This window comes from Reichenbachiella sp., assembly GCF_039944555.1.
Lineage (GTDB): Bacteria > Bacteroidota > Bacteroidia > Cytophagales > Cyclobacteriaceae > Reichenbachiella.
Genome location: NZ_JBDUYN010000007.1, coordinates 580,994 through 598,020, shown reverse-complemented (window position 1 = coordinate 598,020; position 17,027 = coordinate 580,994). Strand labels below are relative to the sequence as shown.

Sequence of the window (17,027 nt, the reverse complement as noted above, 5' to 3'; positions counted from 1 at the left end):
CAATCAACTTAAAATTAGAAATATGTATAGATTAAAAAGTTTAATAGCCGCACTGATTCTCCCGCTAGTTTTCGGGGCACCGATAAAAACTGCCGCACAAGATGCAGGGGCAAGAGGTCTTGAAATAGCCAAAGCAGCGGACGAATCCGATTTGGGTTTCGAGAGTTCTCAAGTGAATTTGAAAATGGTCCTAACCAATAAACACGGTCAGGAAAGTATGCGAGATATGAGCACGAATACGCTGGAGCTAACTGAGGATGGAGATAAGTCACTTATTGTTTTCAATAGCCCAAGAGATGTAAAAGGTACTGCCACGCTTACTTATACACATAAAGAGGGTTCAGATGATCAATGGCTTTACTTGCCTTCAATAAAAAGGGTGAAGAGAATCTCTTCTGACAATAAGTCGGGACCTTTTATGGGCAGTGAATTTGCCTACGAGGATTTGTCTTCTCAGGAAGTAGAAAAATATACTTACAAATTCATAAAAGATGATCAATTCAATGGCGTGGATACCTATTTGATCGAGAGAGACCCAGTAGACCCTAAGTCGGGCTATACGCGTCAGTTGGTTTGGTATAATAAATCTAACTACAGATTAGAAAAGGTTGAGTTTTATGATAGAAAAAATGTTCTACTCAAAACATTAACCTATTCTGGGTATAAGCAATACTTAGGAAAGCACTGGAGAGCGTCGGAGTTTCTAATGATTAATCATCAAACAGGTAAAAAAACTACATTGAAGTTTGAGGATTATGCTTTTAAAACAGGGCTGACAGCGGATAATTTTTCACAAAATAGTCTGATCAGAGCTGGTAGATGACAATGAAAGATAAGAGTAGTTTAGGTTGGTTTTTTACAATACAGCGAGTGTTTTTGCTCGCTGTATTTCTATTACCCTTGTGGCAGTCTCATGCTCAGTCTGATGATCTCTATACAGAGTTTTCTGGTAACGTAGGATTTGAGTACAGGTTCTTTACCAATGAAGGTTTATATACTGGGCAGAAGGATCATTTCCCGGCTTTGAGCATTCAACCGGAATACTATGTTGAATGGCAAGGCGGTAAACATATTCTGAATTTTACGGGATTCGGAAGAGTTGACTTTACGGATTCAGAAAGAAATCACTTAGATATTCGTGAGCTCTATTGGCAAACAGTCAATAACAGTTGGGAGTTTAGTTTTGGCCTGAAAAAGATCTATTGGGGCGTGACAGAAGGTGCCCATCTGGTGGATATTATCAATCAGACCGACAATCTTGAAACCTTCGATGGAGAGCAGAAGTTGGGCCAACTGATGGCTCACTTTTCGTATAATTCCAAAATTGGTACTTTCGATTTTTTTGCGCTGTCTTTTTTTAGAAAGCGAGAGTTTCCCGGGGTTGACGGAAGACTGCGAACGCCAGAACGCGTATCCAGTGATTTATTGACTTTCGAAAGCGATATGGAGCAGGCCAGACCTGAAGGGGCGTTCCGATGGTCACATTATTTTGGACCGGTGGATATCGGGTTGACTCATTTTTATGGTACAGGACGAGAACCCATAATCGTCATAAACAATGATGGTAGTTTTAATGGGATATACCCAATTATCAATCAAACCGGTTTAGACGTTCAAGCCACCACCGGCCCCATATTATGGAAATTTGAATCTATTATTCGTAGAAGTGAAATTCAGGACATGAAGGCCATGGATGTAGGTATTGAATATACATTTGGAAACATTGGCGGTAGTGGAATTGATCTGGGTGTGCTGGGAGAGTACCTCTATGATGATCGAGGCAATCGAGCCTTGAATAGTTTGCAAAGCGATGTATTTGTTGGGGGTAGATTAGCATTCAATGACACGCAAAGTACTGAATTTTTGTTCGGAACTATTCTTGATGTTGAGCACAGCACCAGGCTAATAAGTCTTGAGGGTAGTCGTAGACTAGGGGAGTCTTTTAAAGCCAATTTGGAAATGCGTTTGTTCCAAAACGTAAGCGATCAAGAGTTTATATATCTCTTTAGAGAAGATAGTTTTCTGAAGTTTGATTTAGGATGGTACTTTTAAAAGAGAATGACAACGTCTAATCGCGGTACTCCGCGATTAGACGTTGTCATTCTACAATGCAGTAGATTTTATTCATACTTCAAGTTATCTGCCGGATTAGAGGTGGCAGCTCTTAGTGCAAAGAATCCGGTTGAAAGAATCGTGATCATCATAGTGACCAACAGCACCCCGACAAAGATTAAATAGTTAATTTCTACGCTGTACTCAAAGTTCTGTAACCAGTTCTGCGCAAAATACCAGGCAATGGCAAACGCCGGGATTGCCCCAATACAAACCAATATTAGGAAGTCTTTGATCAATAGTCTGATCAGACCCGATACATTAGCGCCAAGTACCTTTCTAATACTGATTTCCTTAGTCCGTTGTTCGGCGGTGAAAGACGCCAAACCGAGCAAGCCCATACAGGAAATAATGATGGTCATAAGAGAAAAACCAAGGAAGAGATTTCCACGAAGTTGATCTGTCTCATACTGCTCTTGAAAGTCCTCATCGAGGAAGGTGTATTCAAGTGGCAGGTTTGGAAATACTTCTTGCCAGCTTTTCTTTATTGTAGCAATTGCCTCTTTAGGGTTTTCATCTAATTTGATCAAAGCATTGTTGTTATTCAAATTAGGAAAGAAAGCTAATGGGTCAATAGGGTTGTAAAGTGATTGCTGATGAAAGTCTTTGACTACACCAATGACCTTGAAAAACGTAGTAGTGTCTGGTCCTCCCATGATCTGAAAACGCTTTCCTAGTGGATTTGACCAATTGAATCTGGCTGCCATGGCTTGATTGACAATAACAGCTGAAGCAGTATCTGATGGAAATTCTCTGGAAAAGTTCCTCCCCTCAACAAACTCAATACTTAGTGTAGGAAAGTAGTCATAGTCTACCCCATAACTATTGATGCCCTTTTCATCAAAACCACCATTTTCCAGTTCGGTCCGCATTAGGTTTTTTCCAAATCCCTGCCCCGGTCTTGAGCCTGAAGTGGCTGCGCTTTTGACATTCGGGTCTTGTAATATCTTGTTTCTCAATACATCCCACTTGGTGCGTTGTTCTCTATTAGTGAAGGTAAACGTAACTACCTGTTCTTTGTCGAAACCTAAATTTTTGCTACTCACAAATTTCATCTGATCATAAATGACCGCAGTACCAATCAACATAAAAATGGAGATGGAGAATTGGATAACGACCAAGGTTTTGCGTAAGAAAGCATTACCCGAGCGCTTTGAATTCCCACCTTTTAATACCTCAACAGGCAAAAATGCAGACAGATAAAAGGCAGGATAACTACCTCCAAATATGCCTGCAATCAACAAGATAACTACCATAACTGTGATGAGCACCGGATGCATGAGCATGTCCATCTGCAATGAAATATCCAAAGCGTTGTTAATGATCGGTACAAACAGAAAAACGACAGCCAGGCTAAATAAAAATGAGCAGAGCGTAATTAACACCGATTCTGTTAAGAACTGACCTATCAAGAGATTTCTGCCAGCCCCCATTACTTTTCTGATACCCACTTCTGTAGCACGTTTTACAGACCTCGCTGTGGCAAGATTCATATAGTTGATACAGGCGATGAAAACCATAAACACACATACCGCTGAGAATATATAGATGTATGTAATATCCCCTAAAGGTTGTGGTTCGCCCTGAAAATCGGAAAAGAGGTGGATGTCCTTGATGTTGATCAACTCATATTGGATGTCAATGTTGAATTGAGCAAAGATGGGCGCCACATGCTCCTGAATGACCTCATCTAACTTCTCTTCGAATGAAGCAGGGTCGGCAGTAGGATTTAGAAGTACATAAGTGAAAATATTAAAGCCACCCCAATTCTCATTTCTCATATTTGGTCGGTTGTCCACCGAAATGAGCACATCTGCAATCAGATGTGAGTTTTTGGGCATATCCTTGTAAACACCTGTGACTTGGAACAAATCTCCACCATCTACTCTTAAGGATTGACCTATAGGGTTGGTGTCTTTGAAAATCTTGTCGGCGATGGTCTTATTTATTACGATAGACTTTGGTGCATCCAAAGCGGTCTCTTGATCTCCCAGTACAAAATCAAAACTAAACACCTCGAAGACTGTGGAATCTACGTTGTAAACGTCAGTTTCGAAATAGCTGATATCATCCAGCTCTAATTCCGTTCTTCCATTGTCGGCAAACCTGACATACTGATCAACTTCTGCAAATTCAGAAACCAATTTGGCTCCTAGCGGATTTTGTGTGACGGCCCACTTAAAAGCGTCATCGGTCTCCCTGATATCAGAGCTGATTCGATAGATTCGATCAGCTTTCTCATGATGTTTATCGAAGCTTAATTCATTATACAAGTAAAGTACAATTATTAGACTAGACGAAATGCCAATGGTAAGCCCGATGATGTTGAGCGCAGTATAGCCCTTCTGTCTAGCAAGATAACGAAGGGCTGTTTTGAGATAGTTTTTGATCATATGTTCGATCTTAATAGTTTCAGTTGGCTTTATGAGAGCCAATAAGAGTGCCAAGATCCTAATAATCAAAGAATCAGGTATTTACAACTTGATAGATGTCTTTTAAATGACCAAATTCGTTCAAGTATGGCACATATTGTGTTCGGTATTGATCACTTTTACCTAATTCCAAACAAAAAAACCAGGGCCGTAAAGGCCTGGTTCCAAATGTTTTTAGCTATAAGTCTGCTATTTACCCACTTTGCTGAGATTGGCCTGCGCTACTTCGAAACCAGGAGCCACATTAAGGGCTTCAAGAAATAGTTCTTTGGCTTGTTGATCTTCACCTTTCTCTTGTGCCAAAAGACCCTTCAGATTGAGAAGAGCAGCACGCATAGGAACTTCTTGCTGCGTTTGATCCAATTTGACAAATGCCATTTTCAATTCGTCTATGTCAGTTCTTTTAAGAAGAATTTCAGCAGAGGTGGAAGATTCAGTGAATCTCTTCAATTCATATTGCATGAAAGCTACCTGGTAGAGTGTGCGGCTGTCATTATTTTTTAAGAACAACTTCTCATAGTTGTCCAGGGCTTGGTCTTTTGCACCTAACTTGCTTAAAGCAATAGCGCCTAATTCAAGAGCCACCTGATTATCAGGATTGATTTTTAGATTCTCTTTAGCCACCAATGCAACAGAAGGCATTTGATTCAAATTGTAATAGAACAAGGTTAATGAATCCAAAACAGCCGATTGGTTGTTACTGAAAAACAGGATGTTGTACAAGGCCATTCTGGCTACTGCAGGATCATTGAACTGATTGGCCAATTGATAAATAGCTATGTTTTTTCGAACATCGACGTCTATAAACGATAATGAGTCCTGGTCTTGTCCAATCAACAGGTTGTTTAGACCGAATGCTGTGAAAATAAGTAATGTAAGTATTGTCTTCTTCATAGTTGTTTCTTGAAAGCGTGCAAGCTAGTGGCTTATAGTTAAATATCCAATCCCTTTGCTTTCGCAATTTCTTGCATTAGACCTTCTGCTTGTACTCGGTCATTGTCAATTTTACCTTCCAGAATGGCCTCACGAATTTCATTTTTTATATCGCCCACTATTTTTGATGGAGGTAACTTATACTTCTTCATTATTTCTTCGCCTGTAATCGGCGGTTGAAAATTACGGAGTTTGTCTCTTTCCTCAAGTTCAATTAATTTCTTTTTTACTTGCTTGAAATTGGTGAGGTACCGTTTTACCTTCATTGGGTTTTTAGTGGTAATGTCAGCATTGCATAGTGTCATCAAATCTTCTATGTCATTCCCCGCTTCAAAAAGTAAACGCCTGATGGCGGAATCGGTAATTTCATCTTTCACAAGTGCAATTGGACGCAAATGTAGCCTGACCAATTTCTGGACATATTTCATTTTATCGTTCATTGGTAATTTCAATCGCTTGAAAATACCTGGTACCATTCGGGCACCTTTGTCTTCATGTCCATGAAAGGTCCAACCTGCTTTTTTGTGAAATCTCTTGGTAGGAGGTTTGGCAATATCGTGCAAGATGGCCGCCCATCTTAGGTACAAGTAGTTAGTGTTTGCAGAGATATTATCGAGGACCTGGAGCGTATGATAAAAATTGTCCTTATGTGATTTGCCTTCTCTTGTCTCTACGCCATGCAGGGCAATCATTTCAGGAAAAATGTGATGCAATAGCCTACTTTGGAATAAAAGTTTGAAACCATAACTTGGTGTCGGAGATAGAATTATCTTATTCAATTCATCAATAATACGCTCCTTAGATACTATTTTTATTCTGTCGGCTTGGTTGACAATGGCATCGAATGTGTTGGCTTCAATATCAAAATTTAACTGGCTGGCAAATCTAATCGCGCGCATCATACGCAAAGGGTCATCAGAGAAGGTGATGGCTGGATCAAGTGGTGTTCGAATGATTTTTTTTCTCAAATCCTCTAACCCGTTAAAGGGGTCAACCAGCTCACCATACGCTTTATTGTCTAGTTTTATTGCTAATGCATTGATGGTGAAATCTCTTCGATTCTGATCGTCTTCCAACGTTCCGTCTTCGACAATGGGTTTTCTTGAATCTCGACGGTAGGACTCTTTCCTCGCGCCTACGAATTCAAGTTCGTGATCTTGATGCCGAACCATAGCAGTTCCAAAGTTTTTAAAAACCGACATGTTCTTACTGTTCAGATCCTGGGCAACTTTTTTGGCGAGGTGAATACCACTACCAACACAAACAAAATCTATATCTTTGGATGGTCTTTTGAGAATGATGTCCCTTACGAATCCTCCGATCACGTAAGCATCAAGGTTGATTTTACTGGCACAGGAGGCCACAGAAGAAAATATATCCTCGGGTACGAGATGTGATTTTAGATTCAATGATTTAAGCTTTGCTTCAAAATTAATTTTAATTTGTTAATAATGAGGTCATACGATTTGTCAATCTTGAATTAATTTCGAATCTGCAAAATACAGTCCTAAATAGATAGCAGCGATGATTAGAATTTACCTTGTAGTACTATTAACTTTTATCACATATTTGTCTTCAGCGCAGAGTTTGCAAAAACCGAAACTGGTTGTTGGCGTAGTGGTGGATCAAATGAGATATGAGTATCTTCATCGATTTAGTAATCACTACGTAGACGGTGGTTTTAAACGGCTAATGAGCGATGGATTTGTCTTTAAGAATGCGCACTTCAACTACATTCCAACATACACGGGACCTGGACACGCTTCAGTATATACAGGTACAACACCGAGGGTCCATGGAATTATTGCGAATGACTGGTATGACAAATTTGAAAAAAGGGAAAGATATTGTGTCGAAGATAGAGAGGTCAGTGGAGTAGGGGGCAGCGGAGAAGTTGGTCAGCGATCACCTAAAAATTTAATGGCAAGCACTATTACTGATGAACTTCGACTATTCTATCAGAACAGGTCAAAGGTAATTAGTGTATCAATTAAGGATCGTGGAGCCATCTTACCCGGCGGACATCAGTCAAGTGGTACATATTGGTATAATGAAGAATCCGGTGACTTTATTACAAGTACCTTTTATAGAGCCCAACTCCCTAAATGGCTTCTTGAATTCAATAAAAAGCAATTGCCCAAAACTTATATGAAGAAAGGCTGGAATACACTCCACCCGATTGAGAGCTACGTTGAAAGTGCGAGAGATGATCGACCTTATGAGGTCAAAGAACTGGGAGGGTTACCGACTGTTTTTCCTTATGATTTTAAAAAGGTAGATAAATCTGCTAATCTCAATAAGTTGATTAAGACCACTCCGCATGGTAATACACTTACTGTTGATTTGGCACTTGCTGCCCTTGAAGGTGAGGAATTGGGACAAGATGAAATTACAGATTTTCTTGCAGTGAGCTTTTCATCTCCCGACTATGTCGGACATGCCTTCGGGCCATATTCAAAGGAAATACAGGATACCTACATCAGACTGGATTTGGAGCTGGCGAGGTTAATAAGCACGTTAGATAAAAATGTAGGCAAGGACAATTGGACGATGTTTTTGACGGCGGATCATGCGGTGGCAGCTATACCTGCGTACCTTAATGAACTGGGTCAAAGTACCGATTATGTGAAATCGTCTGACCACAAAAAACTTATACTTTGGGAGATGGAAAATAAGTTTGGTACATCTGACCTGATTGAGAATGTAAGCAATCATCAAATATTTCTCAATAAAAAGGTGATGGAAGAAAAGCAATTAGATATTGCCGAAGTTAAGGAATATTTGATTCCTAAAATGAATGAACTTACAGGATTCAATGCAGTGTTCGATGCAAATAACATTTCAAATTATGGAGGAAATGATCTTGATGTAAAACTTATAGCAGCAGGATTGAATGCCCATATGTCAGGCGATATTGTTTATACACATCAAGCCGGCTGGTTAACAGAATGGCATTTGAAAAACGGAGGGACTACACATGGATCTGGCTATTCCTACGATACGCATGTACCCATGATCTTTTATGGCTTGGGTATTAAAAAAGGAAGCACAGTGAACTATCATCCGATTACGGATATTGCACCAACCATTTCTACCCTGCTTGATATAAAGTTGCCCTCGGGATGTACGGGTCAGCCGGCTACAGAATTGCTTGACTGATTTCTTTGATAGAAGTATTCCATTAGCCTGATATTCCAAAGTATCAAAAGCATACCGTAAAATATGTCCTCGACGGGGATGGTACCAATCCTGAGGCCTATATTTTCAAGGTCGTTGTACCAAACCACTTCGCTTTCAATAAAAGAGCCGGTGAGAATCCCATTGGTAAGAGCAAATGGTAGTAGCAATACCAAATAACTTAAATAGAATGAGGTTAAATTAACCTTTCGTACCCACTGAAGATAAATAAGGGATAAGACGAGCAAAAGGAATGTACTTGTGGTATAAAATTTACCGAAATTAAAAACTAAAACCACGGCTGAGCCAAGCACGAGTATTATCGTAACCCACTTACCAGAATTTTTGGGCATGGGATTGAGATCTAGTTTATTAAAACAATGGTAGGTAAAAACACAGGCATAAGGTATGCATACAAAGAATAATACCTCCTCCAAAGGAAGATTGAAAACAGATACTCCAATGAGATAATCTGGATTAAAGCCCCAAACTCCTATCCGGGTGAAGTACTCGTCCCAAATTAAGAATACTGCCCCTACGATAAGTAGGCTGGGGATGAAGTTAGGCCACTGTTTATCAAATCTTAATTTGGGATGCAAACTGAAAACAAGTGGTACAAGTATGGTAGAGATATCGATAAAAAGATAGGTGTAGGACTTCATTTTAACCCTCGTATTCCTTTAAAAATTTCTTAGGAACTACGAGCATGCCAAAACATTCACCATCTTCTTTACCCAAATGTTTATGATGTACTTTATGCGCTTTGCGGATGGCCTTTAGATATGGATGGTTAGACCGGGTCAGCCACTTCATTCTTTGATGAATAAATATGTCATGAATGGAGAAGTACAAAAAACCATATAGCGTAATACCAGCCCCAATCCAAAGTCTGGTATCAGCGATGGGATTGTCTTTACCCAGGTAGATAAGGAGAATACCTGGAATGGCAAACAGCAGGAAGAAAAAATCATTGTCTTCAAAAAAACCTTTTGAAGTTTTTACATGGTGGTCCTTGTGCAAAAACCATAGGAACCCATGCATGACATACTTATGAGTAAACCATGCAACAAACTCCATGAATGCGGCAGTAAGAAGCAAGACAATGATATTCTTGACCCAGATCATAAATTGTAGTTGTTTATTACTTTTTCATAAATTTTTCTAAACCAAAAGGTGTAATTCTCTGGTTTTACTTTCACATCCTGAATTAAGTTTTCTACGGTTAAGTACTTATAATTTATGGCTTCATCTGTATTAAGAACTGGCATTATATCACTATTTCCAACGAACACATGGTCTAATTCATGCTCAATCAAACCATTCTCAAATTCTGCTTCATACGTGAAGGTAAAAAGGAAACTCAAATCCGTTTTCATACCAAGTTCTTCGGTCAGTCGACGATTGGCTGCATCAATGGTTGGTTCTTCCGGTCGAGGATGACTGCAACAAGCATTGGTCCAAAGCCCTCCGGAATGGTATTTATGCATGGCTCTCTGTTGAAGTAACATTTCACCTTTGGAATTGAAAATAAAGATCGAAAACGCACGATGAAGCTGCCCCGATTGATGGGCTGCCATTTTTTCTGAAGTCCCTATTACGTTATCATCTTTGTCTACTAGAACCACCTCTTCCATTAATTATCTATTTCTATTATTTAAGTAATTGTAAATTAAATGATATGTAGAAGAATCATTAATTGCAGGTAGATTCACTTGCATATACTCTTCATCTTCCTTCATATTTTCATTATAACCAAGGAAACCAGGCACCCTATCTTGTATCGTATGACGAAGATATCTTAATTCAATATTTTTTGGCTGAATTTGAATTAAACTGTCAAGCAGCCTTTTTCCAGTATTGAATTCTGCAAATTTCCGATAAGGATTAAATGCGTTTTTGGCCTCTAGAAAATGAATCATAGTACAATAACCTCGTGACACTACGGCATTTGGATTTTTAAGTGTTGCACAAGATTCTGCCAGATCTTCAATTCGAGATTTGTCAAGTGCAGCCGATAGATACTGTTCTCTAAGTGCTTCGACTTCGTTGGCAGGGGGAAACCCCATTGATAATATGAGAAGGTATGCGATCACTATATAAGATTTAACTTGTATCGGATGATAGAATCAAACATTAACCCAAATTTAGAATAATTCGGAATTCTTATGCGCTCGTGCATGACCCTACCTGGACTCAGTCGTACGATCTTCTTGAACAAGGACCTATAATAAATGTAGGCAAGATACACGCCCAACTTTGCACATTTGGGTAAGTTTTTGATTCCTACCAGGGCTGCTTCAAAATCTTCATTGATTCCTTTTTCAATTTGTTCTTTATCTTCAATTGAAAATTCGGAGAGATTGATTTCAGGAAAATAGCTCCTTCCTAGCTCTTGATAATCAGCTTTTAGATCTCTTAAAAAGTTAACCTTCTGAAACGCAGAGCCTAACTTCTTCGCTGGTTCTTTCAGATTTTCATAGAGCTCTCTATCATTATTCGTGAATACTCTAAGGCACATCAGCCCTACGACTTCTGCTGACCCGAGCACGTAAGATTCAAATGAATTGTTGTCATGGACATCTTTAGTCAAGTCCATTTCCATGCTTTTCAGAAAAGTGTCAATCAATTCCCATTCAATCTGATAAGCATTTACAGTCTGCTGAAATGCATTTAATATAGGATTGATACTGATTTTGTTTTTTATAGCGTCTATAGTTTCGTCTCTGATATCCCTGAGCATACTTTCTTGATCAAAACCATGAAACGAATCGACTATTTCGTCTGCCAGTCTCACAAAACCATATATAGAGTAGATATCGTTATGGATTTTAGTGTCTAGAAAGTAGATCCCAAGTGAAAAGCTCGTACTATACTTTCTAGTAATCAACTTGCTGGAAGCTATTGCTACTTCATCATAAATATGTTTCATAAGACTTGTTATTAAAGTATGACATAAGTTGAGCAGCAGCTACCTGACCGGATATTATGGCTGGAGGCACTCCAGGACCTGGTACAGTTAATTGGCCGCAATAGAATAGATTTTTTATTTTCTTGTTTCTCATTTTGGGTCGCATAAATGCTGTCTGTTTGAGAGTATTGGCAAGGCCGTATGCATTGCCCTTGTAAGAATTATAATCTTCTTTGAAATCTTTAATGCAGTAAGATTTCTTGTACGTAACTCTGTGTTTAATTTGATCGCCGGTAATTGATTCTAACCTTTCCATGATCTTAACATAATACTGATCTCGCAATTCCTCATTGTCGTCAAGACCAGGGGCTAAAGGCATAAGAAGAAAAAGATTTTCATCAGATTCTGGCGCGACCGAAACGTCCGTTTTAGACGGACAGCAGACATAGAATAAAGGCTTATCCGGCCATTTTGGCTCGCTGTATATTTGTTCTGCATGCTGGTCAAATGCCTCATCGAAAAACAGATTGTGGTGGATTAGATTGTTCACCTTTCCTTTCACGCCCAAATAGAAAATTAGAGCAGAAGGAGAGAGTACCCTTTCATCCCAGTATTTTTCACTGTAGTTCTCGTTTCCGTTTTTGAGAATATTTTTATCAAAATGATGATAATCGATTGAAGAAATCAATCCATCCGTCTCAAATCCCTTTACTGCATCGATCAGTCCTTCGTTTAGTTCAACATTGTCAACTGAATGGCCAAATCGAAATTGGACACCGAGGTCAACACACAAATCGTACATGGCGGTTGCCAATTTGTTGAATCCTCCCATAGGGTAGTAAGTGCCTTGGGCGAAGCAACTGTGGTTCATAAGGCTATACAAGGAGGGAGTGGATTTGGCTGTACCACCGAGAAATAAAATCGGAAACTCCATGAGTGCCAATAATCTTGGGTCTTTGAAATAGCTTCTTATATAAGAATGAAACGATTCCCAAACTCCCAACCGAAGCATTTTTATTAGTAATGGCACCGAAAAGAATTCAAATATCGAATCAGAACGTTTATAAACTAAATCATTGACCCCAACATCATATTTGATTTTAGAGTCTCTCAGTATTTTGTCAAGTTTTTTACCAGCTCCAGGCTCAATTGATTCAAAAAGATCTTTCTGTTCTTCTACTTTGGCCGGGATGTCAAAATAATCTGATGTAGAAAAAAATACCCTAAATCCGGGGTCCAGTTGTTTGAGATTATAAAAGTCACTCACGGAATGGTCGAACTTGCGAAAGAATTTTTCCATGACATCAGGCATCCAATACCAGCTGGGTCCCATATCGAATTTGAAACCATTGGCTTCCAATGTCCTGCATCGACCCCCAGCAGAATCCTGGCTATCTAGTACTTGTACCGCAGTACCATGTTTGGCCAGTGTAGCTGCAGCAGCTAAGCCGCTTATTCCAGCTCCTAGGACGGTTGATCTTTTCATATTTAAAGCTAGCAATGTTTAAGAATAATAAAAAAAAGTTAGACAAAATTTATTTGATTTACTCATATTTTTTGAAAATTGACCGTGACCCACAGATTCAAATGCATGGAAACTTGTGCTTCGATCATGTAATTCGATTTTTAAATTGTGTTGCTTGCTTATGGGATGTGCGTTATCTTAGTGCCCTTTTCAACCCGCATTTGGCTATAATACCATATGAAACTCATTAGATTCATTTTTGCTTTTGGACTCACGATCACATTCTTCTTCTATTTCAATTTTAAACAAGGGAAAATTCCACCTCTTGGTAGTTTTCTAAGCCCTTTTACTGGCTTTTGGCAAAATGGTGAAATTGAAGACCTGAGCCTTCCCTCAGTTTTGGAATCTGAACAATTGACTGCTCCTGTCATCATCAAATTTGATGAAAAGCTAATCCCGCATGTTTTTGCTAAAAATGATTACGATTTATATTTCGCTCAGGGTTATGTGACTGCATTTCATCGGTTATGGCAAATGGAATTTCAAGTATTGGCCGCCGCTGGCCGAACAGCCGAAATTGTAGGGGAAAGCCAGTTGAAATTTGACCGGATACAACGAAGAAAGGGATTGACCTATGGAGCTAAGAGATCTCTCGAAGTGGCTGAGAAGGACCCTGAAGTTCTGAATATGATTCAGGCCTATACAGACGGAATAAATTATTGGATAGATCAGTTGGACTATAAAGATTATCCAATAGAATATAAGCTACTTGATTATGCACCTGAACAATGGAGCAATTTGAAGGCAATGTTGCTACTGAAAAACATGGCTGATATGCTCTCGCGCGGAGAAAATGATTTTGAAAATACTAACGCGCTCAAAATCTTTGGATTGGAAGATTTTAACAAGCTATTCCCTGAAACCTATGCTGTCATAGATCCAGTAATCCCTAAAGGGACAACCTGGAATTTTGAATCGGAGTTTATTAAGAAACCTGATTTAGAATTTCCACAAATATTTACCGAAGAGACCATTGATAAGCCTGACCCTAGAAATGGCTCTAACAACTTTGCTGTATCAGGAAAAAGGACGGCAAACGGAAAAGTGCTTTTGGCAAATGAACCTGACTTAAGTCTGAATCTTCCTTCGATTTGGTATGTCATTCAACTCAATGCACCTGGCATAAATACTATGGGGGCCTCTTTACCTGGAGCTCCTAATGTAATTATTGGTTTCAACGATTCAATTGCCTGGGGTCTAACAAATGCCAAGCGTGATGTCGTAGATTGGTACAACATTCAATTTAGAAATGAGAAGCGCGAAGAATACCAATATGATGACAAGTGGCTCAAAACGGAAAAAATCATTGAGACTTTTGAAGTAAGAGATGCAGATAATTATTATGACACTATTGTCTACACCCACTATGGGCCGGTTGCCTATGATAGAAACCTTTTTGGTGAAAACAACAGAGTCAATATGGCTATGAAATGGACCGCTCATGAGGGATCGAGGGAGTTGAAAACACTCTATGAGGTAAACAGAGCTCAGAATTATGATGACTTTATTGATGCATTCAAATATTACACGGGCCCGCCTCAAAATTTTGCCTTTGCAAGCGCTGCCGGAGACATTGCCATTACGGTGCAAGGTAAATTTCCTGTCAAATGGGAGGGGCAGGGAAAATTTTTACTGGATGGAAGAGATTCCCGACAAGAATGGCAGTCGATCATTCCCCACGAGCATAACGCTACTGTAAAAAACCCTGAGCGAGGATTTATAAGTTCTGCCAACCAACATCCGGTAGATTCTACCTATCCCTATTATGTCTATGATTACAAATATGAATTTTATAGGAATCGACGAATAAACGAGCGACTAAAACTATTGAATCAGGCCACCGTCAAAGAAATGATACGGCTGCAAAATGACAACTATAATTATCGTGCTTCCGAAAGTTTGCCTATGATGTTAGACAGTCTGGATACAGCAAAATTTAGCCCTGATATGCAGCAAGCATACCATTTACTGAAACAATGGGATTATTTTGCAGAACCCGAGTGGATAGCTCCCACAATCTATAAAGTCTGGTGGGATGAGTTGTATAAATTAATTTGGGATGAATTTGATAATCAGTCCCTGGCGCTCAACAAGCCAAACGTTTTTAACACTATATACCTGATGACTAATGATTCAACCAACAAATTTTTTGATATCAGGTCAACCAGCCAGCAAGAATCAATAAGAGACCTAATTAATATTTCCTATAAAAAGGCATTTGACCATCTTGAAAAATGGAAAATTGAAAATGAAACGGATTATGTCTGGTATATGTACAAAAACACCAGAATTAAACACTTACTAGGCCTGGAACCGTTCTCCTTTGATAAGGTTAAAATCGGTGGATACAACAGTATTGTAAATGCTGCAAGTGGTAGGCATGGCCCAAGTTGGCGAATGGTGGTCGAGCTAGGGGATAATAGTGTTCAAGCTTGGGGCGTTTATCCTGGTAGCCAAACTGGTAATCCTGGCAACCCGACCTATGGCCATATGATCGAGGATTGGGCGACAGGTAACTACACTCAACTTTTGTTTCTTCAATCCTCCAACGAGGAAAATGAAAGACTCATTTTTACACAAACGCTTCAACCAGAGAACTGATGATATTTTTATTTAGACTCATACTTATTTCTGTATTCTCATATGCAATTGCGCTATTTGCTCCTTGGTGGTCAGCAATACTATGTGCAGCAACAATTGCTTTCTTTCTACCCGGAAACAACTTCAATGCCTTTTTAAGCGGCTTTATGGGAGTCGGCTTGGTTTGGATGGTAATGTCATGGAAGGTTGATGTTGAGACAGGGTCGATAATGTCTTTAAAGATAGTGAACTTGCTTCCGGTTGATGATGGAAACATGTTGATTATCATAGCTGCAATTATTGGTGGTTTTTCAGGAGCTTTGGGGGCTTTTACTGGTAATAGTTTCCGACAGCTGTTTATTAAGAAAAAGGAGAAAAGTTTTTACAGCTGAATAAATATTTACACTACTCCTTCGGATTCACTCAGGAGTAGTGTAAATATTGGTTTTAGCCATCTTTTCTTACCTTTCCACTGCTGCTGGTATTTACATATACCTTGTCTGGGTCACCCCTGTAGTAAACTTTTCCACTACTGCTTGCCTGCCCTTCCAGGATTCCATGAACGGTCACTTCAGCCTTGCCCGAACTGCTTACCCTAACGTCAACTTCTTCACTGTCCAAGTCAAAGGCAGATAAATCGCCAGAACTACTGATCTCCAAGTCCTGAAATTTGGCTTTTCCTGAAAGCTCAACATCAGCACTACTTGATATTCTGACATCTAACTTTCTTACATTAATTGTTAGCATAGCGCGTCCGGAACTGCTAGCCTTAATTTCAAAGTCTTCCGTTGCTATAACATCACTGCCAGATATGGAGGCCGATGAGCTTACAGATACGGCTTCTAGTTCTTTTGTATAGGTAAGGTCTATATCTACATTTTTAGAAAAGTAATTTCCCCTTTTCATTCTAATGTAAAGAGTGGACCCCTCTACTTCAGTTTCTACACGATCCGCATCTACACCACGGGTTTCGACAACTGCTTTATTAGTATTTCCTTTTTTCAATCGGACATTGATCGATTCTGAAACGCGGATCTCGTCAAATTCACTAAGATTTCTCGTATCACTTGTTTGGGCTTGTGCAAGAACGATGCTGGCAAGTACCACTCCAACACAGGTTATGATTTTTTTCATCAGATTAAATTTTTAATTTCTAAGTTAAAGACTTGTGGCTGAGTCAATGGTTGCAAGAAATCAATAAAATATGCAGCTTCCTTTGACAGTTTGAAATTGCTGAACTAATTTTATAAGATCAGATTATTAAATTTCTTATTAATCTATAAAGACGCTTCATTGAGAAAAAGGTAGATGACAGTTTACCTTGGGAAAGCCCCTGGTGGGGCTTTCTTTTTTTAGTAGT

Annotated in this window: 15 protein-coding genes; 5 read left to right on the top strand and 10 right to left on the bottom strand. The window is 39.3% G+C overall.

Annotated features, from left to right (window positions below; genetic code table 11):
* The first annotated feature begins 22 nt into the window (after positions 1–22).
* Together ABJD64_RS11090 and ABJD64_RS11085 are read left to right on the top strand one after the other, a co-directional pair.
* Positions 23–823 carry an outer membrane lipoprotein-sorting protein gene (locus ABJD64_RS11090; RefSeq protein WP_348178699.1) on the top strand — a complete coding sequence of 267 codons (801 nt, stop codon included), beginning with the start codon at positions 23–25 and terminating at the stop codon, positions 821–823.
* Between the two features lie 2 nt (positions 824–825).
* A complete protein-coding gene (locus ABJD64_RS11085) occupies positions 826–2,052 on the top strand; it encodes a hypothetical protein (protein WP_348178697.1) in 1,227 nt (408 codons plus the stop codon).
* 68 nt (positions 2,053–2,120) lie between these two features.
* Here ABJD64_RS11085 and ABJD64_RS11080 read toward each other — a convergent pair whose 3' ends face one another.
* The 3 genes from ABJD64_RS11080 to ABJD64_RS11070 form a co-directional block, all read right to left on the bottom strand.
* Positions 2,121–4,505, bottom strand: coding sequence for an ABC transporter permease (locus ABJD64_RS11080; RefSeq protein WP_348178695.1), 2,385 nt, complete (start codon positions 4,503–4,505; stop codon positions 2,121–2,123).
* A 228-nt stretch (positions 4,506–4,733) separates the two neighbouring features.
* Positions 4,734–5,438: a hypothetical protein gene (locus ABJD64_RS11075; protein ID WP_348178693.1), complete on the bottom strand. Its 705-nt coding sequence runs from the start codon at positions 5,436–5,438 to the stop codon at positions 4,734–4,736.
* A gap of 38 nt (positions 5,439–5,476) precedes the next feature.
* Positions 5,477–6,886 (bottom strand): HD domain-containing protein, encoded by a 1,410-nt coding sequence (locus tag ABJD64_RS11070; RefSeq protein ID WP_348178691.1) that lies wholly within the window; start codon positions 6,884–6,886, stop codon positions 5,477–5,479.
* Positions 6,887–7,001: 115 nt separating this feature from the next.
* On the opposite strand from ABJD64_RS11070, the gene pafA reads away from it, so the two are divergent.
* Entirely contained in the window at positions 7,002–8,636 is a 1,635-nt protein-coding gene (gene pafA, locus ABJD64_RS11065) for an alkaline phosphatase PafA (RefSeq protein ID WP_348178689.1), read from the top strand.
* Here pafA and ABJD64_RS11060 read toward each other — a convergent pair.
* The 6 genes from ABJD64_RS11060 to crtI are packed head-to-tail and all read right to left on the bottom strand — an operon-like array spanning position 8,609 to position 13,048.
* Positions 8,609–9,316, bottom strand: coding sequence for a lycopene cyclase domain-containing protein (locus tag ABJD64_RS11060; RefSeq protein WP_348178687.1), 708 nt, complete (start codon positions 9,314–9,316; stop codon positions 8,609–8,611). The two genes, pafA and ABJD64_RS11060, sit on opposite strands and share 28 nt — an antisense overlap.
* 1 nt (position 9,317) lies before the next feature.
* Positions 9,318–9,779: a carotene hydroxylase gene (locus ABJD64_RS11055; protein ID WP_348178685.1), complete on the bottom strand. Its 462-nt coding sequence runs from the start codon at positions 9,777–9,779 to the stop codon at positions 9,318–9,320.
* A complete protein-coding gene (gene idi / locus ABJD64_RS11050; RefSeq protein ID WP_348178683.1) occupies positions 9,776–10,288 on the bottom strand; it encodes an isopentenyl-diphosphate Delta-isomerase in 513 nt (170 codons plus the stop codon). Before idi ends, ABJD64_RS11055 begins: the two co-directional genes overlap by 4 nt.
* Positions 10,289–10,291: 3 nt before the next feature.
* On the bottom strand, positions 10,292–10,747 hold the full coding sequence (locus ABJD64_RS11045) for a hypothetical protein (RefSeq protein ID WP_348178681.1): 456 nt from the start codon (positions 10,745–10,747) through the stop codon (positions 10,292–10,294).
* Positions 10,747–11,583 (bottom strand): phytoene/squalene synthase family protein, encoded by an 837-nt coding sequence (locus ABJD64_RS11040; protein WP_348178679.1) that lies wholly within the window; start codon positions 11,581–11,583, stop codon positions 10,747–10,749. The genes ABJD64_RS11045 and ABJD64_RS11040 overlap by 1 nt, the downstream gene beginning before the upstream one ends.
* The gene (crtI, locus tag ABJD64_RS11035; protein WP_348178677.1) at positions 11,567–13,048 is read right to left on the bottom strand and encodes a phytoene desaturase family protein; all 1,482 of its coding nucleotides are present in this window, start codon (positions 13,046–13,048) and stop codon (positions 11,567–11,569) included. The genes ABJD64_RS11040 and crtI overlap by 17 nt, the downstream gene beginning before the upstream one ends.
* A 216-nt stretch (positions 13,049–13,264) precedes the next feature.
* On the opposite strand from crtI, the gene ABJD64_RS11030 reads away from it, so the two are divergent.
* Both ABJD64_RS11030 and ABJD64_RS11025 read left to right on the top strand, forming a co-directional pair.
* Positions 13,265–15,688, top strand: a complete 2,424-nt coding sequence (locus tag ABJD64_RS11030) for a penicillin acylase family protein (protein ID WP_348178675.1) — start codon at positions 13,265–13,267, stop codon at positions 15,686–15,688.
* Positions 15,688–16,059, top strand: coding sequence for a hypothetical protein (locus tag ABJD64_RS11025; RefSeq protein WP_348178673.1), 372 nt, complete (start codon positions 15,688–15,690; stop codon positions 16,057–16,059). The genes ABJD64_RS11030 and ABJD64_RS11025 overlap by 1 nt, the downstream gene beginning before the upstream one ends.
* Positions 16,060–16,114: 55 nt before the next feature.
* Here the strand turns inward: ABJD64_RS11025 and ABJD64_RS11020 are convergent, their stop codons facing one another.
* A complete protein-coding gene (locus ABJD64_RS11020; RefSeq protein ID WP_348178671.1) occupies positions 16,115–16,801 on the bottom strand; it encodes a head GIN domain-containing protein in 687 nt (228 codons plus the stop codon).
* Positions 16,802–17,027: the final 226 nt, after the last annotated feature.